20 protein-coding genes and 1 other RNA gene are annotated in these 25,274 nt (G+C 65.7%); 11 read left to right on the top strand and 10 right to left on the bottom strand.

Annotated features, from left to right (window positions below):
• Positions 1–47: 47 nt before the first annotated feature.
• The 5 genes from X566_RS00825 to X566_RS00805 form a co-directional block, all read right to left on the bottom strand.
• The gene (locus tag X566_RS00825; protein WP_034462765.1) at positions 48–1,031 is read right to left on the bottom strand and encodes a tripartite tricarboxylate transporter substrate-binding protein; all 984 of its coding nucleotides are present in this window, start codon (positions 1,029–1,031) and stop codon (positions 48–50) included.
• A gap of 172 nt (positions 1,032–1,203) precedes the next feature.
• Positions 1,204–2,721 (bottom strand): tripartite tricarboxylate transporter permease, encoded by a 1,518-nt coding sequence (locus X566_RS00820; protein ID WP_034462764.1) that lies wholly within the window; start codon positions 2,719–2,721, stop codon positions 1,204–1,206.
• A 7-nt stretch (positions 2,722–2,728) separates the two neighbouring features.
• On the bottom strand, positions 2,729–3,226 hold the full coding sequence (locus X566_RS00815; protein ID WP_034462763.1) for a tripartite tricarboxylate transporter TctB family protein: 498 nt from the start codon (positions 3,224–3,226) through the stop codon (positions 2,729–2,731).
• A 406-nt stretch (positions 3,227–3,632) separates the two neighbouring features.
• Entirely contained in the window at positions 3,633–4,169 is a 537-nt protein-coding gene (locus tag X566_RS00810) for a chromate transporter (protein ID WP_034462762.1), read from the bottom strand.
• Positions 4,166–4,747, bottom strand: coding sequence for a chromate transporter (locus X566_RS00805; protein WP_275451009.1), 582 nt, complete (start codon positions 4,745–4,747; stop codon positions 4,166–4,168). Before X566_RS00805 ends, X566_RS00810 begins: the two co-directional genes overlap by 4 nt.
• Before the next feature lie 337 nt (positions 4,748–5,084).
• On the opposite strand from X566_RS00805, the gene X566_RS00800 reads away from it, so the two are divergent.
• Both X566_RS00800 and X566_RS00795 read left to right on the top strand, forming a co-directional pair.
• The gene (locus X566_RS00800; protein ID WP_051443761.1) at positions 5,085–6,257 is read left to right on the top strand and encodes an NADH:flavin oxidoreductase/NADH oxidase; all 1,173 of its coding nucleotides are present in this window, start codon (positions 5,085–5,087) and stop codon (positions 6,255–6,257) included.
• Positions 6,258–6,638: 381 nt separating this feature from the next.
• Positions 6,639–7,970: a S41 family peptidase gene (locus X566_RS00795; protein ID WP_034462761.1), complete on the top strand. Its 1,332-nt coding sequence runs from the start codon at positions 6,639–6,641 to the stop codon at positions 7,968–7,970.
• A gap of 111 nt (positions 7,971–8,081) precedes the next feature.
• Here the strand turns inward: X566_RS00795 and X566_RS00790 are convergent, their stop codons facing one another.
• Together X566_RS00790 and X566_RS00785 are read right to left on the bottom strand one after the other, a co-directional pair.
• Entirely contained in the window at positions 8,082–8,648 is a 567-nt protein-coding gene (locus X566_RS00790) for a thermonuclease family protein (protein ID WP_081740007.1), read from the bottom strand.
• Between the two features lie 188 nt (positions 8,649–8,836).
• Positions 8,837–9,811 carry a hypothetical protein gene (locus X566_RS00785; protein ID WP_152539758.1) on the bottom strand — a complete coding sequence of 325 codons (975 nt, stop codon included), beginning with the start codon at positions 9,809–9,811 and terminating at the stop codon, positions 8,837–8,839.
• 929 nt (positions 9,812–10,740) lie between these two features.
• Between X566_RS00785 and X566_RS00775 the strand changes: the two genes are divergently transcribed.
• Positions 10,741–11,979 carry a multidrug effflux MFS transporter gene (locus X566_RS00775; RefSeq protein WP_034462758.1) on the top strand — a complete coding sequence of 413 codons (1,239 nt, stop codon included), beginning with the start codon at positions 10,741–10,743 and terminating at the stop codon, positions 11,977–11,979.
• Between the two features lie 88 nt (positions 11,980–12,067).
• Here the strand turns inward: X566_RS00775 and X566_RS00770 are convergent, their stop codons facing one another.
• Positions 12,068–13,045 (bottom strand): tripartite tricarboxylate transporter substrate binding protein, encoded by a 978-nt coding sequence (locus X566_RS00770; protein ID WP_034462757.1) that lies wholly within the window; start codon positions 13,043–13,045, stop codon positions 12,068–12,070.
• A 137-nt stretch (positions 13,046–13,182) separates the two neighbouring features.
• On the opposite strand from X566_RS00770, the gene ssrA reads away from it, so the two are divergent.
• The 6 genes from ssrA to X566_RS00745 all read left to right on the top strand — a co-directional run bounded on the left by ssrA (position 13,183) and on the right by X566_RS00745 (position 17,210).
• Positions 13,183–13,544: a transfer-messenger RNA gene (ssrA, locus tag X566_RS24220) on the top strand.
• Between the two features lie 179 nt (positions 13,545–13,723).
• Positions 13,724–14,236, top strand: coding sequence for an SspB family protein (locus X566_RS00765; RefSeq protein WP_034462867.1), 513 nt, complete (start codon positions 13,724–13,726; stop codon positions 14,234–14,236).
• Positions 14,237–14,375: 139 nt separating this feature from the next.
• Positions 14,376–15,794: a class II fumarate hydratase gene (gene fumC / locus X566_RS00760; protein ID WP_034462756.1), complete on the top strand. Its 1,419-nt coding sequence runs from the start codon at positions 14,376–14,378 to the stop codon at positions 15,792–15,794.
• A gap of 269 nt (positions 15,795–16,063) precedes the next feature.
• The gene (locus X566_RS00755; RefSeq protein ID WP_034462866.1) at positions 16,064–16,252 is read left to right on the top strand and encodes a DUF4169 family protein; all 189 of its coding nucleotides are present in this window, start codon (positions 16,064–16,066) and stop codon (positions 16,250–16,252) included.
• The gene (locus tag X566_RS00750) at positions 16,249–16,509 is read left to right on the top strand and encodes a ribbon-helix-helix domain-containing protein (protein WP_034462755.1); all 261 of its coding nucleotides are present in this window, start codon (positions 16,249–16,251) and stop codon (positions 16,507–16,509) included. The genes X566_RS00755 and X566_RS00750 overlap by 4 nt, the downstream gene beginning before the upstream one ends.
• 380 nt (positions 16,510–16,889) lie before the next feature.
• Complete coding sequence (locus X566_RS00745; RefSeq protein WP_051443760.1) at positions 16,890–17,210, top strand: ribbon-helix-helix domain-containing protein; 321 nt, start codon at positions 16,890–16,892, stop codon at positions 17,208–17,210.
• Between the two features lie 332 nt (positions 17,211–17,542).
• Here X566_RS00745 and X566_RS00735 read toward each other — a convergent pair whose 3' ends face one another.
• Positions 17,543–21,232, bottom strand: a complete 3,690-nt coding sequence (locus X566_RS00735; RefSeq protein ID WP_051443759.1) for an AsmA family protein — start codon at positions 21,230–21,232, stop codon at positions 17,543–17,545.
• Between the two features lie 292 nt (positions 21,233–21,524).
• On the opposite strand from X566_RS00735, the gene ilvA reads away from it, so the two are divergent.
• Both ilvA and X566_RS25405 read left to right on the top strand, forming a co-directional pair.
• Positions 21,525–23,039: a threonine ammonia-lyase, biosynthetic gene (ilvA, locus tag X566_RS00730; protein ID WP_034462753.1), complete on the top strand. Its 1,515-nt coding sequence runs from the start codon at positions 21,525–21,527 to the stop codon at positions 23,037–23,039.
• A 686-nt stretch (positions 23,040–23,725) separates the two neighbouring features.
• A complete protein-coding gene (locus X566_RS25405) occupies positions 23,726–23,851 on the top strand; it encodes a hypothetical protein (protein ID WP_275451008.1) in 126 nt (41 codons plus the stop codon).
• A gap of 560 nt (positions 23,852–24,411) precedes the next feature.
• On the opposite strand, the gene X566_RS24920 is transcribed toward X566_RS25405, so the two are convergent.
• Positions 24,412–25,274, bottom strand: an 863-nt coding sequence (locus X566_RS24920) for a hypothetical protein (RefSeq protein WP_034462751.1), incomplete at its 5' end; no start/stop codon positions are given.

Raw genomic sequence — 25,274 nt, 5'->3', positions numbered from 1 at the left:
CGTTGGATTTCAACCCAAATCCAGCCGGGCCGGGGCCGCTCCGCCCCTCAGCCCACGGGCTTGAGGTACTTGGCCCACTTGTCGACCTCGTCCTTCACGAGCTTGCCCAGCGCCGCAGGCGTCCGCTCGGCCGGCTTCGGGATGTCGTTGCCGAGTTCCTTCATCCGGGCGATCACCTTCTCGTCGTCGAGCGCCTTGGCGGCGGCGGCGTTGAGCTTGGCGACGATCGCAGGATCGGTGCCCTTCGGGGCGAACAGCGCGTTCCAGGCCGAAGCCTGATAGGCCGGCAGGCCGCCCTCGGTGGTGGTCGGCGTGTCCGGCAGCGACGGATTGCGCTCCGGCGTCGCCACCGCATAGGCCTTGATGGTCCCGCCCTGCACCTGCGGCACGACGTTGGTGATCTGGTCGCAGAGATAATCCACCTGCCCCGCCACCAGCGCGTTCATCGCAGGACCCGTGCCCTGGAACGGCACGCCGACCGGCTTCACGCCGAGCACGCCGTTCAGCATCTCGCAGGTGGTGTAGGACACCGAGCCCACGCCCGCATGCGCTTGGTTCAGCTTGGTCTCGTTCGCCTTCACGTAAGCGACGAACTCCTTCAGATCCTTCGGCGGGAAGTCCTTGCGGCCGAGGATGACAATCGCCGCGCCGTTGATCAGCGCGATCGGCTCGAAATCGGTGCGCGGATCGTAGGCGAGCTTCGGATAGGTCGAGACCGAGGCCGCATGGGTGCCCATGTGGCCCATGATCACGGTGTAGCCGTCGTTGGCGGCGCGTGCGGCGCGGATCGAACCGGTGGTGCCGCCGGCGCCGACGACGTTCTCGATGATGATCGGCTGGCCGAGCGTCTTGGCCATGTTCTCGCCGACCAGGCGGGCAACCACGTCGGTCGGGCCACCGGCCGCGAACGGCACGATCATGGTGATGGCGCGGTTCGGATAATCCTGCGCCTGCGCGGGCACGGACGCCGTTCCCAGCATGGCGAAGGCGCCAAGCGCTGCGACGGCGATCCGGCGATCGAATGTCTTCATTACGAACCTCTTTTGGACGTTTCCAGGATGTTGGCGGGCCAAGACCCGACGAACCGCGGCGCGAGAGCAAGGCCTCGCACGCGCGGCTCTTTGCGATCCACTCAACAGGGCCGCCCCGCGTCAGCCTATACGACTATAGGCGAAGGCGGGTGCGGCAATTTTGTCAGCGGGCTCAGTTCTCGCTTTCGACGAACACTTCCTCGCGCTTTCTCTTCAACATTGGCAGCAGCGTCAGCACCAGAAGGGCCGCGGCGATCGCCAGCAGCACCGCCGACAGCGGGCGCTGCACGAACACCATCCAGTCGCCGCGCGAGATCAGCATGGCGCGGCGGAGGTTCTCCTCCATCAGCGGACCGAGCACCATGCCGAGCAGCAACGGCGCCGGCTCAAAGTCATGCTTGATCAGCCAGTAGCCGACGAGGCCGAACGCGCCGGTCATGATCACGTCCGCCGGGGCGTTGTTCACCGAGTAGATGCCGATCGAGCAGAACACCACGATGCAGGGGAACAGCAGGTGGTAAGGCACGCGCAACAGCCGCACCCAGATGCCGACCATCGGCAGGTTGATGATCAGCAGCATCAGGTTGCCGATCCACATCGAGGCGATCATACCCCAGACGAGGTCCGGCTGCTTCTGCATCACCTGCGGCCCGGGCACGATGCCATGGATGGTCATCGCACCCACCATCAGCGCCATCACCGCGTTCGGCGGGATGCCGAGGGTGAGCAACGGGATGAACGAGGTCTGCGCCGCGGCGTTGTTCGCGCTTTCGGGCGCGGCGACACCGGCGATGGCGCCCTTGCCGAACTGCGACGGGTCCTTCGAGATCTTCTTCTCGAAGGTGTAGGCGGCGAACGAGGCGATCACCGCGCCGCCGCCCGGCAGGATGCCGAGGATCGAGCCGAGCACCGTGCCGCGAAGGATCGCCGGCGTCGAGGCTATCAGGTCGGCCTTGGTCGGCATCAGGCCGGTGACCTTCTTCTGCACCAGTTCGCGCCCCTGTTCGGCACCCGCATCGAGGTTGCGGATGATTTCGGCGAAGCCGAAGATGCCCATCGCCACGGTGGCAAAGCCGAGGCCGTCGGCCAGTTCGGGGATGTTGAACGCCATGCGCGAGGCGCCGGTTTCGAGATCGGAGCCGACCATCGACAGCAGCAGGCCGAACACGATCATGGCGATCGCCTTCAGCACCGAGCCCTTGGCCAGCACGACGGCGAACACGAGGCCGAGCGTCATCAGCGAGAAGTATTCGGCCGGGCCGAACTGCAAGGCGAGCTTGGTCAGCGGCGCGCCGAGCAGCGCGATCAGCACGGTGGCGACGCAGCCGGCGAAGAACGAGCCGATCGCGGCGATCGCCAGCGCCGGGCCGGCGCGGCCCTGCTTTGCCATCTGATGGCCGTCGAGGGTAGTGACGACGGAGCCCGCCTCGCCTGGAATGTTGACCAGGATCGAGGTGGTCGAACCGCCATACTGCGCGCCGTAATAGATGCCGGCGAGCATGATCAGCGCGCCAACCGGCGGCAGGCCGAAGGTGATCGGCAACAGCATCGCCACGGTGGCGATGGTGCCGATGCCGGGCAGCACGCCGACGAGCGTGCCGACGAGCGCGCCGATCAGGCAGAGCAACAGGTTGGTCGGAGAAACCGCGACGCCGAAGCCGAGCGCGAGATGATTGACGATTTCGCTCATGACGCGCTCACCGGATCAGGAACATGGGCCAGAACTGGAACGGCAGTCCCAGAATGTAGGGAAACAGCACACAGCAGAACGCGGTGATCGCGATGCCGACGATCGTGGTCTGCACCCAGCGCTGCTCCGGCGATCCCATCGCGGCGATCATGAAGCACGCGAACGTCGTCAGCACGAGACCGAGCGGACGGATCGTGAAGGCGAACAGCAGCACCGCGATCGTGACGAAGAACGGCCCGCGAAAGTGATAGCGCTGCAGGCCGGCGCCATCGGTCATCAGCCCGGTGAACGCGATCGCAATGCCGAGCAGCAGCAGCAGGCCCGCGAACAGCCGCGGCGCAGTGCCCGGACCGAACGAGAAGCCGCGCATGCCCGGCAGATCCGATGAAGCCCAGAACGCAAACAGCGCCAGCGCCGCAAGCGCAACGCCGCCCCAAAAATCCTGTGGTCCTTTAATAAAGCCTTTTCGCGCGCCATCGCCGGCGCGCGCGCCACTGTCACTCATGTAACGAACTCCCCTCCGCCTTCAGACTCTCTAGCGACCGTTCTTCAGGACGGCTTGGCGGCATTCCTACCCACTTCCATTGGATGACGCCAGCCCATAACCGCGCCGGCCCAGCGCGTGCTGGGCGGTCCGGCTCCGCCGTGGCCTAGCGTATGCGGGCGCCGCTGCAAAGACCGAACTGGAGATTTTACAACCAAACGATTTGCCTAAAGCACGAGCCGGAAAAGTGTGCAGCGGTTGTCCGAATAGACCGTCCATCACGCGGTCTTGCGAAAAGATCATACTGAAAACAACGCGCTAAAGCGCGCGCGGATTCAGGCCGATCGCGGTGCGCCATGCGCGTCATGCCATCGCGCGGCACGAAACGCTGCCCTGCACCATGCCCTTACAGGAACCTTACACGCCGCTAAAGCACGCCCGCAAAACCGAGAATCCCGCCGATGAGCAGCATCAGCAGCGGGTTCAGCCGCGTCGTCAGCGTCACGATCGCAGAGGCCAGCGCAAGCACCGCGGCGATCCACGACTGCCCTGCCGACAGACCAAGGATCATCGCGCTCGCGGCCATCAATCCGATCGAGATCGGAACCAGCGCCGCCTGCAGCAGCGACGGCCATTGCGCCTCGCGCGAGCGCTCCATCGTCGTGCTGACAAGATAGGCAACGACCGCGGTCGGCCCGCACATCGCCACCGTGGCCACCAGCCCGCCCAGCACGCCGGCGACATGGAAACCGATCAGCGTCACCACCAACACGTTTGGCCCCGGCGACAACTGCGCGATCGCCACCATGTCGGCGAACTGCCGGTCGCTCATCCAGTGGTTCACATCGACGGCGATGCGATGCATCTCGGGGATCGCCGACAGCGCGCCGCCGATCGCAAACAGCGACATCAGCCCGAACGTGGTGGCCAGCGTGACGAGGTTGCTGATCGGATTGTCGTTCATGACGGCACCCGCTTTCGCATCAGGTAGACGATCAACAGGCTCGCCGGGATCGCCACCAGCAGCACGGGCTGGATCGGCCAGCGCAGAATGCCGATGGCGATAAACACCAGCGCGATCATGACGAGCGGCACCGCCGAGCGCGCCTTGACGATCGGCTGCATCATCTTGACGACGGTGGCGAAGAACAATCCGACCGTGGCGCAGACGACGCCGGCGAGGGTGCGGCGCAGCGCATCGATCTCGCCGTAGCGTGCATACACCAGCGCCAGCACCAGCACGATGCAGACCGGCGGGAGCGTCAGGCCGAGAAAGGCTGCGATCGCGCCGGGAATGCCGCGGAAGCGCGCGCCGAACACCACCGACAGGTTGACGATGTTGGGGCCCGGCAGAAAGTGACACAGCGCGAAGGTTTCGTTGAACTCCTCCGCCGTCATCCACTTGTGCTGCTCGACGATGGCCCGTCGCGCCCACACCAGCACGCCGCCGAATCCCATCAGCGACATCTTGGCGAAGGCGACGAACAGATCGAACAGGCCGGGAGGATCTGCGGCTTGCACCGTTTCGGCGGTCGAATTCAAGCGATCATCCCTCACTGTTTCCCCGCCCTGTTCCGGACCGCGTCACTGGCCTTGTCATGGCCGCAGCGCGCGTCTTGCCATCGCCGGTTCACGGCCCCGTAACCGGCGACGCAGCGGCTGCGTCCGGAACGTTCCGGCGCGCAGAATGCAGGGAACGGCACAAAGCGTTGCGCCGCAGGTTTAGAATGAGTGGCTGCTTGCGCCAACTCTTTTTCTGTATAACTGGCCTTGGCCGGACGGAGCAGCCGGCCGCGATGCGACCGCGCGCAAGCGGGACCGCCTCGCGACACAACATCCGCGGCATCCTGCGTGGAGCGCCGCCATCGACGGAACGACCATGGCCCTGCCGAAACTGTTTCAGCCTTTCACCTTGAAGAGCGTCACCGCGCGCAACCGCATCGTCGTTTCGCCGATGTGCCAGTACCAGTCGCTGCACGGCTCGCCGACCGATTGGCACATCGTGCATATGGGCCGTTACGCGATCGGCGGCGCCGGCATCGTCTTCTACGAGGAGACGGCAGTGGAGGATCGTGGCCGCAAGACCCACAAATGCGCCGGCCTCTATCGCGACGACCAGGTCGCGGAGTATCGCCGCATCGCCGACTTCGTGAAGGAGTTCGGCGGCGTGCCGGCAATGCAGCTCGGCCATTCCGGTGCCCGCGCCTCCGAACGCGGGCCGCTGTTCAACCGCGAAGCCTTGACCGATGCCAATAAGGCTGACGGCGGCGAGGCGTGGCAGTCGATTTCCGCGAGCGCCGTGACGCCGATCGCCGGCAAGCCGCTGCCGCGGGCGATGACGCAGAACGACATCAACGACGTGGTGCAGGCGTTCGCCGACGCCACCGTGCGTACGCTCGAGGCCGGCTTCGAGATCCTCGAGATTCACGGTGCACACGGCTATCTGATCCAGCAATTCCTCTCGCCGGTGATCAACCGCCGCAACGACGCCTATGGTGGCGACCTGAAGGGCCGCATGCGCTTCGCGCTGGAAATTACTGAAGCGGTGCGCGCCGTGTGGCCGGATGACAAGCCGCTGTTCTTCCGCGTCTCCTCGGTCGACGGCAAGGGCGGTCTGTGGACGCTGCACGACACGGTCGCGCTGGCAAAGGAGCTGAAGGCGCTCGGTGTCGATGTGATCGACTGCTCGTCCGGCGGCCTGACCGGCGACTCCTCCTTGCGCGCGGTGCCGCGCATTCCGGGCCACCACGTCCCCTACGCCAAGGCGGTGAAGGAGGCGACCGGCATGCTGACCATGGCGCCTGGGCTGATCACCGAGCCACAGCAGGCCGAGGCGCTGCTGCAGCAGGGCGACATCGACCTGATCGCGATGGCGCGCGAGCTGATGTACTCGTCAGACTGGCCGGCGCATGCGGCCAAGGCGCTCGGCGTGCCGAACTATCTCGAACTCTTCCCACCGGAGTTCACTCACCGGCTCAAGCTGCGCGAAGAGCACATCGCCATGCCGGAAAACCGCAACGCGACCTCGGTGCCGTTCGACCTGACGTCGTAACCGGCCGCACGTCACAATGGGCGGTCCTGTGCCCGATTGTTATCTGGCGGAGCGTTGCTCCGCCAGATGTGCGTGCGACCCGATCGGCCGTCGTCCGGGTTTGCGGGGGGCCATCGCGGTGCCCAAAGGATGCCTACCGTCAAGGTTGCCGGCCTGTAACCTTCTTCACGGCCTTATCATTCGCCGTCCGCTGATGGGGTGCTAGTTTCATGCATCTTTTCGAGCGATATCGGCGGGACGGCCCGCGTGGTCCCGACTTCGCCGCATTTCGGTTTCCAACATCGCGTCCGGACGCCCGCGTCCGCGTCGGCCGAGTTCCACGCCCTATCCGATAGCGATTGTCAGCGATCAGCAAGGCTACCTCCTCAGCAAAGGCCATCCATGCGCAAGAATTCCATCTTCCTCCTTGGTGCAGCAGCAGGAACGTGTCTCACCCTCCTCGTCTCGCAACCCGGCAGTGCGCTGGTTGCCGCTGCCCGCGCCGCCGTCACCCCGGACACCTACGCGCAGCTCGATCTGTTCGGTGACGTGTTCGAACGCGTGAAGGCCGACTATGTGGAGAAGCCCAATGAGACCACGATGATCGAGGGGGCGATCAACGGCATGATCACCTCGCTCGATCCGCATTCGCGCTACATGAACGACAAGGCCTGGCGCGACATGCAGGTGACCACGCGCGGCGAGTTCGGCGGCCTGGGCATCGAGGTGACGATGGAGGACGGCGTGCTCAAGGTGGTGACGCCGATGGACGACACCCCCGCCCAGCGCGCCGGCATGCTCTCCGGCGATATAATCGTGATGATCGACGACGAGCAGGTGCAGGGCCTGACGCTGGAACAGGCGGTCAGCAAGATGCGCGGCGCCGACGGCACCGAGATCAAGCTGAAGGTCGTGCGCAAGGGGGCGGACAAGCCGATCGACTTCACCCTCAAGCGCGAGATCATTCACGTCAAGGCCGTGCGCTACAACACCAACACCGGCGACATCGGCTACATCCGCGTCACGTCGTTCACCGAGCAGACCACCGACGAACTGCGCAAGGCGATCGCCGATATCAACAAGCAGATCCCGGCCGATAAGCTCGCGGGCTACGTGCTCGACCTGCGCAACAATCCGGGCGGCCTGCTCGATCAGGCGGTGTCGGTGACGAGCGCCTTCCTCGCCCGCGGCGAGGTGGTCTCGACCCGCGGCCGCCAGCCCGAGGAGACGCAGCGCTTCGTCGCCCGCGGCGGCGATCTCACCAAGGGCAAGAAGCTCGTCGTCCTGATCAACGGCGGCTCGGCGTCAGCGGCGGAGATCGTCGCCGGCGCGCTGCACGACCACAAGCGCGCGACGCTGATCGGCACCCGCTCGTTCGGTAAGGGCTCGGTGCAGACGATCATCCCGCTCGGCCATGACAAGGGTGCGCTGGCGCTGACCACTGCGCGCTACTACACGCCGTCCGGCGTCTCGATCCAGGCCAAGGGCATCGTGCCGGATATCGAGATCCTGCAGGACGTGCCGGACGCACTGAAGAACACCGCCGAGATCAAGGGCGAAGCCTCGATGCGCGGACACCTGCTGTCGGCGGACGGCACCGAGCAGATGGGCTCGCAGTCCTACGTGCCGCCGGACGAGAAGGACGACAAGGCGCTCGCCGCCGCGTTCAACACTCTGCGCGGCATCACCGTGCATGCGGACGTGCCGGCGCCGCCGAAAGCCGCAGCGAACTGATGTAACACGCAACACCGAACGAACATGGAGCGCGATGGCCGACACGTCATCGCGCTCCATTTTCGTTTCGGCGGTCTCAGGTCTGACAATGCTCCGGGCTAACCGGACCATTTAGTCATCCGTCTTCTTGCCGCCCCATTGGCGCGGGTGCTGATCGCGCCAATGCCAGGGCTTTGTGAACGTCCCGGCCCAGATGCCGCGCTTGGCGGCCGTCGCTTCCGTCTCCTCCGCCTCGTACAATTTGACGAAGCCGGAGGCGAGCGCCCAGCCCTCGCGCACCATCCAGGCATTGATCTCCACGCCGTCCGGCAGGCGGCAGACGGCGAGCAGCCGACCATAGCGGTCTTTCGACCGTTCCGCGCAGCTCAGTTCGCGGCCCGCAATCAGCCGCCGCAGGGCGCGCGTGGCGTTCTGCCCGCAGGGCCAGTTCTTGCCCGCGGCATCGAGGCAGGTCTGATCGGACTCCGGCGCGTCGATCCCCTCGAGGCGGATGTGCGTATTGGTGATGCTCACCGTATCGCCGTCGATCACCCACGCCTTGCCGGCGATCGTCGCCGGTGGCGTGGGATTGAGCCAGTTGTGGAACGCGAAGCCGGCAATGCAGAGCAGGATCACGGCCGCGATGAACAGATACGGCACGATGTGATGGGCGATAGGCCGCCGCCGCGATGCAGGCATCCGCGCCATCATGCGATTACCCCTGCTTGCCGAAGCCGCCGTCGTGCTTTGATTCCATCATGCGCAGCCCGCTGCGGCAACGGTCTGCGCATGCCGGAATCAAAAGACTGCGCGGCATAAATCGTCGAAGGCGCTTCTGCATGCGGCCTTCGCCCAAAGCAGCTGCGGCACGACCGGCATCCCTACCGCTAGCGGCGACGGCGGCGCTCCCGCACCTTGCGCTTCACCTTGGGTTTGACGGAGGCGACCGGCTTGGCGCTCGCGTCGTCGCTTGTCATCGCGGTGCTTGCCATGGCGTTGCGCGTGGCGTTCATCGCGCTGATCTCCGGGTCCACCGGCAGGTCGATGAGGCCGTTGCGGGTGGCGAGGCAACGCTCGGTGACATAGGGCCAGGTCTGCTCCTCGCAGACCGCAGCCATCGGCGGCGGGGTCACCATCTTCACGTTGCTCGGAACCATAGCCGACGCCGCCACGATACCGAGCGGCGCTGACGCGGGCGCAGGTGCTACCGCACGCGCAACGGGAATCGTGACGCTCTCTTCCGTGGTCCGCACGCCGAAGCTGACCGGCGTCAGGCCCACGGCAGCGCACAGCGCGGCGGCAGGCAGGACCACCGCGGCGATGCGCCCTGCGACGAATATCGGCTTGACCAGCGGAGCAGCCACCATCGACACGGCCGCATTCGCCGTGGCCACGCCTGCCCGCAGCACGACGAAACCACGCGCGAAGCCGCCCCCGACCCATGCCGCAACGCTTTGCAGCACCGGGCGGATGTGCGTCTCAAATCCATGCGGCACCTGGCCGACCGCCCGCAGCAGTGCAAGCACCGCCAGCATCGCAACAAGCGCGGCCATGGCCATGACCGCGACGGCGACCGGCGCCGCCACCGTCCGCACCCACTGCCAAAGCCGCAGCGCGGTCGTGCGCAAATCCGCGAGCATGTCGGCAAATTCGGTCCGGAGCGGCGGCAGGTTGATCGTCGCAGGCGGAGAAACGACAGCAGGCTCCGGCGCTGCCGAGGCGGTCGCCATTGACGGCAGCTCGACCCGCAACAGCTCGGCCGGCGGCAAACTTTCGGCCGTTCGCTGGATCGGCGCCTGCGGCGTCACCTCCGGCGCTGGCTCAGGCAGGATCGGCCCGGACAGGGACGGCTGAAACGACACCGGCTCGGGCAACGGAGGCGCGGGCGATACGGGCTCGATCGAGGCCGGCTCGGCCGAGGTAGACGCGGACGCCGCAGACTCGGGGAATGCAGACTCCGGAAATGCAGACTCGGGAAATGCAGACTTGGCGAATGCAGGCTGGGGGAATGCAGGCTCAGCGGATACAGGTTTGGTGGACACAGGTCGGGACGACGCCAGGCTGGTCTTGGGCACCCTCGGCGTCAGGACGCGTTTGCGCGGACGCCGCGTAGGCTTCGGCGCGGGCGCCATAGCGGCGGTAACATCAGCGGGCATGCAAGCGGCGCTGTCCGCAATGCTTTCGATTGGCATCGCAACATCGGCAGGTGTCGAGCGTTTGGCTACCGGGGTCCTTCGCCGCGCGGGCTTTGGCGCAAGCGGATCTGACGATGCGGCGGGAGGCGGGCGTCGGGGCATGATCGGGCCGATCTATGAGGAACGCGGCGGGGGATCGAGAGACGATACGCAACCCTAGCGTGTTACGTTTCACAACGTCTTAACGCAAGGTCCGAACCCGATTTTAGCCCTTCAAGAGCGTCAACCGCCTATGCCAACTGCGTCATAGATTTGAGTCAAATTCGTTACGCGAATCAACCAACGCGTGTCCTCGGCATCCGCGATCCCAGCGGCCTGGTCGCAGTCGCGGCTCAGGACATAAGACTGCTGGCAGGAGCCATTGCAGGATTTTGGCGCTCTGGGCTTCTGCGTTCTGCTGCTCCCGCCGTCGAGTGTGCCGCACGCTCAGCATCGTTCGGAGGAGAAGGTACCTGCCGCTTGCGAGGCATTAGATGAGGCGACAGCGCCCCCGCCTGTCCTCTCCTTACCTCGTCACATCGGGCATCTGCGGATCAAAACTTGACACGTCCGTCACCTTTCATGACGCTGGACGAAACGATCACCGGGAGGCGCGGATGTCGGCGGTTGCTCAGGAGGCGTCCAGTCGGCATCAGCCGATGGGACTGACGGAATTCGTCGTCTTCTCGTCGGCGGCGATGGCGATCAACTCGCTCGCGATCTCGATCATGCTGGCGGCGCTCCCGCAGATCGCTCAGGTGTTCGCCATGAGCGATCCGAACCGGCAGCAGATGGTGCTGACCATCTTCATGGTCGGCTTCTCCGCCGGCCAGCTCCTGATCGGGCCGCTCGCGGACCGCTACGGCCGGCGCGCCATGCTGTCGATCGGGCTTGCAGGCTACGCGGTCGCCACCCTCGCCTGCATCGTCGCGCCGAGTTTCGAGCTGCTGCTCGTCGCCCGCCTCGCACAGGGCCTCTGCTCCGCCACGCCGCGCATCATCAGCGTCTCGACCGTGCGCGATTGCTATATCGGACCGCAGATGGCGCGCATCATGTCGCTGGTGATGATGGTGCTGTTCATCGCTCCGGTCGTCGCGCCGACCATCGGGCAGATCATCCTGAGCGCGAGCAACTGGCAGGTGCTGTTTGCCGTGTTGTTCGTGCACGGCCTCGTGGTCTTGATCTGGGGCTGGGCGCGATTGCCCGAGACGCAACCGGCCGAACAACGGCGCCCGCTCTCCGCAAATCAGCTCGTCGACAGCTGCCGCACCTTCTTCACCAACCCGCAAAGCGCGATCACGACGCTCGCTGCCGGCATCTGTCAGGGCTGCCTGCTGGCGTTTCTCGTCTCCTCGCCGCAGGTGATCGGCGAGCATTACGGGCTCGGCCACCACTTCACCTATGCCTTCAGCGCGATCGCCGTGACGATGGGGCTGGCGGCGTTCTACAACTCACGCATCGTCGCCCGCTTTGGCCTGATGATGATCGCCCGCGCCTCGCTCGCCGCATGCGCCGTCGCCGTTCTGCTGGCAGGCGGCCTCGTGCTCTGGGGCACGCTGTCGTTCGCCGCCTTCATGGCGACCTTCTTCGTGCTCAACTCGCTGCTGCTGATGAACTCGGCGAACTTCACCGCGATCGCGATGGCGCCGCATGGCGCAATCGCCGGAACAGCGTCGTCGCTCTACGGCGCCAGCACGACCTTCATCTCCGCGGTGATCGCCGGCAGCATCGGCCATGCTTACGACGGCGGCCCAGCGCCGCTCGTGCTCGGCAGCCTCGCCTGCTGCGTCGCGGCGCTGCTGCTGCTGGAGCTTGGCGCGAGGGCCGCGAAGGCCCACGCGCAGACGGGAGCATGATCGCTTGGGCTGAAGCGATCCATGCGATAACGGACTCTCTCCCCAGCGCGGGGAGAGGCAAAGAGCGGTTCGCTAATGGATTCTCACCCTAATTGATCTGGATATTCGCGGCGGCTGCAATCGTCTTCCAGCGCGCGTGCTCGGCCTTGATGAACGCGCCGAAGGCCTCCGGCGTGCTGCCGATCGCCTTCGCGCCATCCTTGTCGAGCCGGTCGCGCACCGCTGGCGTGGCAAACGCATCGACCACCGCGCCGCGCAGCAGCGCGATGATCGGCCGGGGCGTGCCCGCTGGCACGATGAAGCCGTACCAGGCGTTGATCTCGTAGTCCGGGAAGCCGCTCTCGGCGATGGTCGGTACATCCTTCAGATTGGCGGCGCGCTCCTTGGTGGTCACCGCCAGCGCCCGCATCTTGCCGGATTCAACCAGCCCCAGCACCGAAGGCAGCGTGGTGATCATGAAATCGGTCTGGCCGCCGAGCACGTCGCTGATCGCCGGACCCGCGCCGCGATAGGGCACATGCACCGCCTCGACCTTCGCCACGTGCCCGAGCAAGAGCGTCGCCAGATGGCTGGCCGAGCCGTTGCCCGCCGAGCCGTAGGTGAGCTTGTCCGGATTCTGCTTCAGCGCCGCGACCAGATCGGCGAAAGTCTTGTAGCGCGAGGTTTCGTGGACGATCACCACCAGCGGCGTTTCCGCCACCTGCGTCACTGGATCGAATGCCGTCAGCGTGTCGACACTGACCGTTTTCATGATGTGCGGATTGACGGCGATCGGGCCTTGGTTGGCCATCAGCATGGTGTAGCCGTCGGGGGCGGCTGCCGCCACCGTCGCGGTGGCGACATTGCCGGCGCCCGTGGCGACGTTCTCGATCACCACCGTCTGGCCGAGCTTTTCGCCCATCGCCTGCGCCACCACCCGCGCGATCGCATCGGTGCCGCCGCCCGCCGCATAGGGCACGATCAGCCGGACCGGCCGGGTCGGGAAAGTCTCTGCGAACGCAGCCGCCCCCGGTCGCGCAGTGAGAACGGCGGCGAGACCGGCTGCGACCTGACGGCGGGTTGGCATCGCTTGAACTCCCTAAGCTGCCTTTGTTTGAGGCGGATTGTTCCCATTCACCCGGAGATAGCAGAAACCAAGACCCGCCAAAACGCCAGGCACGGCTGCGGCACCCGACCAATTCCTTGAAATTCCCGCAGAATGCAGGGCTTTTTTCCGTCCGCGGAGCCGCCTATATTAACCCTGCCGGTTCGCCGGCTATGGAAATAAATGGCTGTCGTAATAAACCATTCGGACCCGGGGGCAGCACCCGGCGCCTCCACCCAAGCCCACTGCCGGTTCCGATGGCGGGCTTCGGCGGGGGCGAAACAGGATCGACGAGGGCGTAAAGGGCTCGCTTTTTCCCGGTATTGTTCCGCCGTTATCGGGCTACAGCACTAGTTGCAAACGACAACTATGCTCCGGTTGCTCAGGCTGCGTAAGCAGTTTGAAAGACCACTCTAAAGTCCTAACGGGTTAAGCTCCGTTAGGCGGGGTTCGGAGGCACCTGGCAACAGAAGCCTCCACTTTCCTTCATTCGGCGCCCACGCGGTGAGCTGCGGTGGCCGACGTGGAAACTTGCATCGCTGCCGCCGGGAAGCGATATTCACCGCGCTGAAAAAAGCGCTAGATATGGCCAACACGAGTCGCCAGCTGCAGCCGTCCTGCCAGCATCCGGCGATGCCACAGCCTGCAACGGAACCCGATATGAGTTCGACCGATCATATCCGCTACGACGTTCTGGCACGCGAAGCGATGCGCGGCGTGCTGAAGCGGGTGATGGCGGACGCGGCCAAGCGGGGCCTACCCGGCGATCATCACTTCTACATCACCTTCCTGACCCAGGCCGACGGCGTAAAGCTGTCGCCGCGGCTGATGGCGCAGTATCCGCAGGAGATGACGGTGATCCTGCAGCATCAGTTCTGGGATCTGGTCGTCACCGATGATCGCTTCGAGGTCGGCCTGTCGTTCGGCGGCGTGCCGGAGCGGCTGGTGGTGCCGTTCAACGCGATCAAGAGCTTCCTCGACCCTTCGGTGCAGTTCGGCCTGCAGTTCGACACCACCGACATCGCAGCCGTTGCCCCGGCCGAGGACGTGCCGGCGCCAGCCGCTGCTCCCGCGGTGGAAACCGCCAAGGACGACGCGCCTGGCGAGAGCGAGACCAAACCCAGCGAGGGTGGCGCCGAAGTGGTGCGGCTCGACCGCTTCCGCAAAAAATAGTTTGCCACAAGAAGCTATCCAAACTGCCGCAGTGTACGGCGGATGGCGCTCCCCTCCCGCGATGAAATTGCGTAGATAGCGGCCGGCTGCGCCTGCGCGCGGCCGCAAGGTTGAACGCACGGGGTGAAGGACGATCATCATGGCAGCACGCGCGAAGGCCGCATCCGCTCGCAAGGTGCGAGTGGAGACCGACACCTTTGGACCGATCGAGGTTCCCGCCGACCGCTATTGGGGGGCGCAGACCCAGCGCTCGCGGCAGAACTTCCGTATCGGCACCGAGCGCATGCCCGAGCCGGTCGTCCGCGCGCTGGCGATCGTCAAGCTCGCCGCCGCCGAGACCAACCACAAGCTCGGCCTGCTCGACCGCCGCCGCGCCAGCGCGATCGCCCGCGCCGCGCGCGAGGTGATCGACGGCAAGCTCGACGGCAACTTCCCGCTGGTGGTGTGGCAGACCGGGTCCGGCACCCAATCGAACATGAACCTGAACGAGGTGATCTCCAACCGCGCGATCGAATTGCTCGGCGGCAAGATGGGCTCGAAGAGCCCGGTGCACCCCAACGATCACGTCAATATGAGCCAGTCGTCGAACGACAGCTTCCCGACCGCGATGCACATCGCCGCCGTCGAGGAGATCGTGCAGCGGCTGCTGCCGGCGCTGACGCGGCTGCACAAGGAGTTGGTGCGCAAGCAGAAGGCTTTCGCCGGCATCGTCAAGATTGGCCGCACCCACACCCAGGACGCGACCCCGCTGACCCTCGGCCAGGAGTTCTCTGGCTACGCTGCACAGATTGAGAATGGCATCGCGCGCATCAAGGAGACGCTCAAGAGCTTGACGCCGCTGGCGCAAGGCGGCACCGCGGTCGGCACCGGACTGAACGCATCGCCGCGTTTTGCTGCGCTGTTTGCGAAGCGCGTCGCCGCCATCACCGGACTGCCGTTCACCTCCGCGCCAAACAAGTTCGAGGCGCTCGCCGCGCATGATGCCTACGCCTTCGCACATGGCGCGCTGAATGCGCTGGCAACGGGCCTGTTCAAGATCGCCAACGACATCCGCCTGCTCGGCTCCGGCCCACGCTCCGGGCTCGGCGAACTGATCCTGCCCGAGAACGAGCCGGGCTCTTCGATCATGCCAGGTAAGGTTAATCCTACTCAGTGTGAAGCGCTGACAATGGCCTGCTGCCAGGTGTTCGGCAACCAGACCACCGTGACGGTGGCTGCAAGCCAGGGTCATTTCGAGCTGAACGTGTACAAGCCGGTGCTGGCGCACTGCATGCTGCAGTCGATCCGCCTGCTTGCGGACGCCGCAACGTCGTTCACCGACCATTGCGTGGTGGGCATCAAGGCCGATGCCAAGCGGATCGACGAGTTGATGCAACGCTCGTTGATGCTGGTGACCGCGCTCGCGCCGAAGATCGGCTACGACAACGCAGCCAAGGTCGCCAAGACCGCGCATGCACGCGGAACCACTCTGCGTGAAGAAGCCGTTCGGCTTGGGTTCGTCACTGCTGCGGAATTCGACCGGCTGGTGAAACCTGAGAAAATGACCCGTCCGGGGTAGCCCGAAGGCGCCTATCGGTTTTCGGAAAGTCGCTCGCAAGTTATTGTTCGAAATGTTTAGTCCGCCCGCTGGCAGACGCGGGACAGCTCGTGTTACTGATTAAATTACCGCCGGTTTGATTAACCAGTGCGTCAGGCGGGACGCGGGCGAATGTTCGGGGCTGCGGACTTCGTGACGGGTATTGATCGAGCGCTCGACAATGGCGCGTTTCGCGCATCAGCCCGTTGTTTGCTAATCCCGAAACATTGCGCGGCGATCAGGCGAAGGCGATGGGCGAGATTGTCAATCTGAAACGTTTCAGAAAACGGGTGGCGCGCGAGCAGGCGGCGAAGGACGCCGATGCGCAACGCGCCCGCTTCGGCCAGACCAAGGCCGAACGGCAGCAGACCCAGGACCGCGAGCGTAAACTCAACACGATGCTCGATCAGCATCGTCTCGATGAGGATGATCCAGCATGAAATCTCCTGTGGTGAAGCGGTCGATCGTCGTTGCCGGTCACAAGACTAGCGTCAGCCTGGAGGAAGCGTTCTGGAACGGCATGAAGGAGATTTCCTCCACGCGCGACATGACCTTGTCCGATCTCGTCAGCGAAATCGACAAGGGCCGCCGTCAAGGCAATCTGTCGTCGGCGATCCGTCTCTATGTGCTCGAATACTTCCGCAGCCGCGCGATGAGCGGCGGCGTGCGTGCACCCGACGCTGGCGCAACCCTGTAGGCGCAACAGCCGTCAAGCCGACGCGCGATCCGAAAGGACGTAAAGCATTTTCGGAGACCATCCTCGGGCTCACCCCGAATTCATGCTCAAACAGTCAGTCAGAGCGCGATGCTGACTCATCCAACCATCGCGCTCCGTGCCGACATCAAAACCTCGCATCTCGTCGCGGCATATTCAGGAACGGCATTCAGATACGACAAACCCGGACGTTTTGAGTTGCTCGGGTGCTTGCGAACCACACGCGCGCACCGCCGACCGCGGCGCGGCATACCGATTAATGCGTAGGGTGTTACCCGAATAGCGGGAAAAACGGCATCTCCGTAGTCTTCTTGCATCAAAAGCGATTGGGCCATTGATGGCCATCGCGCAGGGAGATGCCTATGCTCGACCATGACACGATCGACACCGTTCACCCCGTCCCGGCGAAAGAGTTCGCCGTCGTCAAGCGCTCGGTGGTGGTGCGCAAGCACAAGACCAGCGTCAGCCTCGAGGACGCGTTCTGGACCGGCCTCAAGGACATCGCGATCCGCCGCGGCATCACGCTCTCGGCTTTGATCGAGATCATCGACGCGCATCGTAAGACCAACAACCTGTCGTCGGCGGTGCGGCTGTTCGTGCTCGATTACTTCCGGGTCCGCGCCATCAGCGCGGTGATGATCGGCGAGCGGCAGGGCATGCACGCGTCGGTCACGCCGGATTGAGGCGCGGCGGACCGCAATCCGACCCACGTCGTTCGATCACGCAAATTCGATCCTTGCTTCGCGCGCATGCGCGACAGCGGCCCTCTCCCCCATCGAAGCCACAAACGGGGAGAGGGATCGAATCCCGTCGATCCCTCTCCCTCTACCCGAATTGCTCGCGGCCAAGTTCACGCCGGCTGCGTGAATTTCCAACGGTTGCGATCCAGCCCCCTGCCATTGGGACGTCGCAATACGCGACTCGAAGCCGAGGACGCGCCTCGAAAACGATGCGCCACACATTAGCGGATCATCGCTTCGGCGCGGCACTTGCCACGCCTCACAGTCAGTCACTTTTAAAACCCAGACGAGGCCGGACGCCGTGGCGCCGGCGTAATCACCAGCGGGCTGCTCTGCCGCTGCGGCGCGCGCGCACCCGGCGCAGGCTTCACCTCCACCGGCGGCGGCAACGGCGGTACCCCTGTTGCGGGCTCCTGCGGCGGCGGCGACGATGCAGCCTGCGGCGGAGCCGGACGTGGCAGCGGCACCGTCTGCGGAGCCGGCGCTGACGGCCCAGCGGCCGGCGGCACGGCAGCGTGTGGCGCAGGCGCGGGTGTGGGTGCCGCAGGCGGCGCAGGCGCTTCATCGGGCTTCGGCGGATTCAGGAGCGGATTGGTGCGCTCGATCTGTTCGAGCCGCTTGGTCTCACGCTCGATCGCGCGCAAGGCCAGCCACGACGACAGCGCCGCGACATCGACCGTGCGGTCCGGCTTGTCCGGCGAACCGAACAGCAGCACCAGGATTTCCGGACGCCCGACCGCGGCCGGATCGGTTGCCGTCGATGCCAGCGCCGCGCGCAAATCGAACTGGTCGGCGTTGATATCGTAACCGCCGGAGAGGTTGAGCCGCGCGCCTTCGCCGGTCAGCATCGTCGGGCTGACGCGCAGCTGCCCATCTCGAACGGTAAACTGGATGTCCGCCGACGCGACGTTAAGCGCTCCCGCCGCAAGCGCCGGCGCGACCACTGCGGCGAGCTTGGCGTCATCGCGCGCCGTGCCGGCATCGCTGGCGCGGGTGGCGGCCTCGAAGGCGGTCGGATCGAGCCCCGGCAGCCGCGCCTGCGCCAGCGTGACCGCCCCGTTGCCGCTGAGCGAGCCGAGCAGCCCGGACGCACTGCGGCCCTGCCCGCTCACCGCGGCCTGTAGCGAGACGCGCGCTTGCGGCATCGCCAGCCCCCGGTGATGCAGCGCCGCGCCATCGATGCCGGTGCCACGCACGCGCGCCGTCAGGCTGACGCCGTCCTCAGCCTTGCGCGCGGACACGCTGCCTTCGATCTGGCCGCCGCCGAGACCGCCATTCACCCCTTCGAGCGTCAGCGCCGTTCCATCGTTGCGCAGCACGGCATTGAACGGACGGATCTCGCCGCCGAAGAGATGAGCGCGCAGCGCCGAGAGCACGACGCGACCGCGCCAACCGGCCGCGAGCCCGCGCCCGAGCGGATCCGAGCCGCCGCGTCCCGCCGCGCCGAGCGCGGCAGCAAAAGCCTGCGACAGATCGAGACTATCGGCACCCACGTCGCCATCGATGCCGAACGTATCGCCAAGGGTCACGTTCAGTTTGCCGCGCACGCGTGCGCCCCCCACTGTCGCGTCGAGCCCGTCGAGCGAAAGTTTCTCGCCTGCGAGCGCCGCGCGCGCGGTCAGTGTCACCGCAAGCGGTGCGCCTACGGGATCGGCAATGCCGACCAGCGGCGCCACGTTGGCGTTGCGGATCGTCACGGCCAGGTTTGCCGCGCGCTCCGCCTTTGCCGGTTCGGCGGTGCCGTCGATCTCGGCATCAAGGCCACCGCCGGCGAGCTTCGCCTTCACCTTGATCGGTGCATTCCAGACGCCGGAGGCGGACGCATCGAGCTGTGCGGGCCCGCCGTCTGAGGCCAATACGCCATCGAGACCGAGCAGCGTCAGCAGCGTTGGGCCACTTTGCGCATCAAGCTTGGCGTTGAGCGCCACCTCGTTCGTCTTCAGCGCACCGATGTCGGCATCGCGCAAGCTCGCCACCGGCGGAGACAGCGCCGCCGTCAGCGCGCCCTTGATCTGCGGCGTGCGAATGTCGAGTACGCTCTTCAGCGCGACGCGATCGCGCTCCGGCTTGGCTGTCTCCAGCGTCAGCCCGAGCGATACGTTGCCTGGGCCTGCGGGAATGGCGGCGATGCGGCGGGCCAACGCCGGCGCGATCGGACTGACCAGCCGGGAGAGCGGATCGAGGCTCGCAGCCGTCGCACTGAGCGACAGCCGTCCAGTGGCGGCGCTGCGATCGAACGCGCCGCTGCCGTCGACGGCAACACCATCGGCATCACCGATCCGCAATCGCTCGAGCTTCACCGTCTTCGGATCGAACACCACCTGCGCCGCCACCGGCTTCAGCGTCTGATTGCCGAGATCGAGCTGCGCGACGTCGAGCGCGAGCAGCGCCGCATTCGGCCAGTTCTTCAGTGCGCTGCCCGTTGCTCTGGCGAAAGCCGCCGTCGCGTCGAAATCGAGCCGCTCGGCCTTTAACGCCGCCTCGACGCGGGTGCTGCCGCCGTCATAGGCGATGAGCGCGAACCGGCCCGAGACCGGCTTGCCGTCGAGATCAGCCTGCAGCGCCTCGATGCCGACGCGATCGCGCGCGATCGCGATCTCGCCGCGCGCCTTCAGCGGCTTCGCGCTGCGATATGCGGTATCGGCCTGGCCCTGCAGCCATAGCGCGAAGCCTTCCGGATCGCTGGCTTCGAGATTGAGGCTGCCCGCGAATTGTGCCCTGTCGCCGGGCTCGGCGAGGCGGCCCGCGAGCGCGATGCGCGCCCCGCCTGGCGCGCGCAGGTCGAACCGGTCGATCCGCCATTGCTGGGCGTCTGCCTTCAGGTCCAGCACGAGGTTCTGCACCGGCCGCGCGCCGACGTTCAGCATCTCGATGTCGACGCCGAGTTCAGTGGCGATCGGCATGCGCGGCACGGCCGCGATCAGCGCGCGCAAGCCTGCCACCGCCTCGACTGGCGCAGGCGCTGCTCCGCCCTGGGCCGTCTGCGGCATGCCTTGCGTGAGAAAGCGATCGACGTCGAGCTGCCGCGCGCTGAGATCGCCGCGTAAACGCGGCTCGGTGCCGAAGTGGGCATCGCCCGCGCCGGTGAACTTCAGCCCGGTGTCGTCGGGGCCGAACACCGCCTCGACCTGCTCGAACGTCGCCGATGCCGGATCGAGCTTCAGCTTGCCACCGATCCGCCAGGGACTGTCGGCGAGACCGGCGGCCGCGCCCTTGGCCGAATCCGGTCGCGACAGCGTCAGCGCGCCGTCAAAACGCGGTCGCCCGTCCTCGACCGCGACGACACCGTCGAGATCGGCAGCAAACCGGCGCGCGGCCGGATCGAGGTTGATGCGCAGGCGGTGGCCATTGCCATCGGCGGCGCGACCGGTGGCAAGGCGGAACGGATAGCGCGTGCCACTCACCGACACTGCGCCCTCGCCACGCAGCGCGCTGGCGAGCGCCCGCACCTCGCCGGTGAAGACGATGTTGTCGAGCCGCAGCGAGGTGTGGCTCGCGGCATCATTGAGGCTCGCAGCGCCAGTGACGTTGAAGCGATCCACGGTCAGCGCGCCGAGGTTGAAGCCGCCGGCGGCCGCCGAGGCCGCGGCGGGCAGCGCCAGCCGACCCTGCCGGTCGAGCCCGAGTTCGACCACGAGGCCATTCAGCGTCAGCTCGTTGGCGCGCCATGCGCCGCGCAACAGCTCGCCGAGGCTGAATTCGACGTCGAGGTTCTCGACACTGGCGTTGCTCGGGTCGAAGCGGGCGCCGATGGCGACGTTGCGCAGCCGCAACGACGGCGTCGGCAGCAAACGCGCGTCGATCGCGCCATCGACCCGCACCGGCATGCCGATCACCCGCGCCGCCTCGCGCTCGAACTGCGGCCGGAACTGGTTCCAATCGATGAAATACGGGCCGATCAGCGCTGCCAGCAGCGCCAGGATAAAGGCGATGGCCACTCCGAGCAGCGTCGTCTGCACGGTCATCCTCTGAAAATCACGTCAAACGCTCGTTCCAACCCCGTGCCGGCAGCATGGCCAGCACCCGCCCGATCATCCCAGCACCGGACAGCCGCGAATCCGCCACCCCGTGTGACACCCGTTAATATATGGCCAACCATGGCAAATTGACATTCGCGTGACCGGTCAAAATCGCCGCGGACTTGCCCGCCCGGAAGCCGTATCGGCTGATCTGGGCCGCGCTGCGGGCGCTGGCTGTCCATCGCGCGGCGCGCCATAAGGGCGTCGCTGATCCGCCTGCCGTACCACGGACCCTCGCATGACCGACACCGTTCGCCGCATCCTCAACGCCCGCGTCTACGACGTCGCCGTCCGCACGCCGCTCGACCCGATGGTGCGCCTTTCCGAGCGCATCGGCGCGCCGGTGCTGCTGAAGCGCGAGGACCTGCAGCCGATCTTCTCGTTCAAAATCCGTGGCGCCTATAACCGCATCGCTCAGCTCGCCGAGGCCGCGCGCGCGGCTGGCGTGATCTGCGCCTCCGCCGGCAACCACGCGCAAGGCGTGGCACTGTCCGCGCAAACGCTCGGCATCCAGGCGATCGTGGTCATGCCGGTGACGACGCCCTCGATCAAGGTCGATGCGGTGCGCCACTTCGGCGGCGAGGTGGTGCTGCACGGCGATACCTTCGACGAGGCCTACGCGCATGCGCGCACGCTCGAGGCCGCACGCGGGCTGACCTTCGTGCATCCTTACGACGACGCCGACGTGATCGCCGGCCAAGGCACCATCGCCGTGGAGATCCTGCACCAGCATCCGAACCCGATCGAGGCGATCTTCGTGCCCATCGGCGGCGGCGGCCTTGCCGCGGGCATCGCCTCCTATGTCAAGTTCCTGCGACCTGAGACCAAGGTGATCGGCGTCGAGCCGGTGGACGCCGCCTCGATGAAGGCGGCGATCGATGCCGGCAACCGCGTGGTGCTTGACCGCGTGGGCCTGTTCGCCGACGGCGTCGCCGTGCGGCAGGCGGGCGAGCAGACCTATCCGCTCTGCCGCGACCTGCTCGACGAGGTGATCCTGGCCGATACCGACGCGATGTGCGCGGCCATCAAGGACATCTTCGAGGACATGCGCATCCTCGCCGAGCCCGCCGGCGCGCTGTCGCTCGCCGGGCTGAAGAGCTACGCGCTGCGAAACGGAACCCCGCACGGCGCGCTGGTGGCGATCTCAAGCGGCGCCAACATGAACTTCGACCGCCTGCGCCATGTCGCTGAGCGCGCCGAGGTCGGCGAGGAGCGCGAATTGCTACTGGCGGTGACGATCCCGGAAGAGGTCGGCAGCTATCGCCGCTTCATCCACACCCTCGGCAGCCGCACCGTCACCGAGTTCAACTACCGCTATGCGGCAGGCAGCAAGGCGCATGTGTTCGTCGGCCTGCAGCTGCGCGACGCCAAGCACGAGAAGCGCGAGATCGTCGGCGAACTGGAGCGTCTCGGGTATGGCGTGATCGACCTCAGCGCCGACGAGACCGCCAAGCTGCATGTGCGCTACATGGTCGGCGGCCGCGCCGCCGCGCTCACCGACGAATTGGTGCTGCGTTGCGAATTCCCCGAGCGCCCCGGCGCGCTGCTGCGTTTCCTCGACGGCGTCGGCACCGACTGGAACATCACCCTGTTCCACTACCGCAACCACGGCGCCGACTACGGCCGCGTGCTGGTCGGGCTGCAGGTGCCGGACTCCGACCGCGCCCGCTTCTTCGAGCGGCTCACCGCGCTCGGCTATCCATACGAGGACGAGACCGGCAACGACGCGTATCGGCTGTTCCTGCGGGGGTGAGATACACGGCAATGAAAGCAACCAACCCTCAATTCCGAAATAATGGCGGCGCATTCCAGTATTCAGCCGTCATTCCGGGGCGCGAGCAAAGCTCGCGAGCCCGGAATCCATAGCCCCGGTCTTCACGAGACGACAAGCGCATATGTCAGTGCGCATGTGTCTGTGCGCGCAGGCCTTCAGGCACACTTGAACGTGCGATGCTTGATGTAGCGCGCAATTTCAAATGGCACCGCGCGCAACTTCAAATGTCACCCCTTGAAGCGCTCGTTTCCGGTCGGTTCCCAGCAATCTCGACAAGCCCACTTAGCAGCTTGCCGTCACCCTCCATGGCGCTGCGGATGCGGTGCATCATCGACCAGACGGTGGGGCGGCGCATATCGAGGTCGCGGGCCGCCTGATCTGCTGGTCATCCCAGCCCGGAGAACCGCGATGAGCCTCTAGGAGGGCCGAGAACAGCGCTTTACTCCGACCAACTACACGGCTAGGCTTTTTGATTGTGCGCCTGGCTTGAAATCTGGGCTCACGACCGAAGGCGACGTAGGAAAGCCCGCTCATGCCGGGAGGCTCCAAGAATAACCGTTAGTAGCAGCGCTGGGTCGCTCCCAGCGTGGCGGCAATATTGGGGGCCAGCTTCCTACGTCGCTGGATTTCAACCTCCCGGCACCAAGCGTGGTAGGGGCATTGATATGCAGGAAGCTCACATCTGGTTGGTGGCGATCGCCGCCGCAGCTCTCGCTTGGCCGTTCATCAAGGTGGCCGGCGCATTCATCGCTGATGCCGTCGCATCGACGGCCGCGAGCATCAAGAACTAAGCTACTCTCAATTCTGACGGCCAAATCGCGCGCAGGGCATCCGCGTCCTGCGCGCCTTTTATTTTCTCAACCAGTGGCGCGAGATCAACGACCAGCGGCGCACTCCAAAGGTCGTCATCGCTGTCGCGTCGCTTCGTCTCAATCGCCAACGCCGACTTGATATGCGCAAGCTGAATCGGCCTCGCCTTCCGCAGGTCTACTGAGATNGGCCCGCCGTTCGCGCTACGGCGCCAGGCGTTCCGAAACCAGCGGTCAGCCGGCACGTCTGCTGCGTCCCATAGCTCGATTGCGGTGCCGTGTGGCCCGCAGTCTCGGTCCCGGATGATCTCCAGCGCCTCGGCCGTCGTACAGCCGCCGAACTCGAGCGCATGAACGAACCGGCGCGCGACGTCGGACCGAATACCGTTCGCGATATTCCGTTCGACCTGCTCGTCGAGGAAGCCGCGTGGTCGCTTGCCGAAATACGATCCGTGCGCCATGGCCGCGATGATTTCCGGCGTCGGCGTGCAGATGCTGACGCCGGCATCGCCGTGACGCGTGTAGACGATGACCTTCATCAGCTACTGAGCCCCGAATAGCGCCGCCGTAGAGTTGCCGTCGGTCAGCGCACCGCTCGTATCCGCAACGGTGAAGATCTGCGCAACCGACGAACTCACGTTTCCGCCGCTCGATCGGTTTCCCGTATTCAGGGAGCCAACAATCGTCGCATAGGTGTTCGCAGCGAAGGCGATTGCAAGGTTCAAGCGCGCTTCGCCGACCTGCTGATCCGTCACCGAGCTAACGTTGTCGCTATCACCAGCACTTGGCGTTCCTCCCGAGTAGGTGAGCCGAGCGTATGCCTTGGCGATTCCGAACTGACGACGACCGAGCGTATCGCTTTTGATCAGCCACGACGACCCGGCAGACGTCAGCGTCACAGACTCGAGCGTCCGCCGGAGAACAAGCTGTAGGGTGTCTTCAACCGGATCGGTACTACTCGCGCCAGCGATTGTCACGGTGTTCGACGTGCTGTCGATTTTCTTGAACGTGAACTCCATCGACGCCGCAGCCACCATGGACGGCAGCGTAATGGTCCGGGAGCCGCTCGTCGCATCCACAAGAATGAGATAGCCGCGGTCATCGGCCACGACGGTATAATCCCCTGACTTGGAGATGACGGGGCAGTAGGCCGTCTGCTTCAGAACGTCGAGGAAGGTGGCCGCCCCAAACAAGTCCTTGCCAATCGTGGTAGCGCCGATGTTCGTCTGTAGCGCCGTCTTTTGTGGACCCGTCAGGGTCGACGACAGATCCTTGGTCGTCAGAACCTCTTCGCCTTCGACTTGCAAACGTCCCGCAGCCGGGCGCGTAACGCTGGTATCCGCTGCATTGCCCAATTCGAGTCCGGCGAACTGAGGAGTCGCCCCAGTGCCGAGCCCAAGGTTCG

Origin of the sequence: Afipia sp. P52-10 (genome assembly GCF_000516555.1) — a bacterium.
Lineage (GTDB): Bacteria > Pseudomonadota > Alphaproteobacteria > Rhizobiales > Xanthobacteraceae > P52-10.
This window is presented reverse-complemented; position numbering and strand designations above follow the sequence as displayed.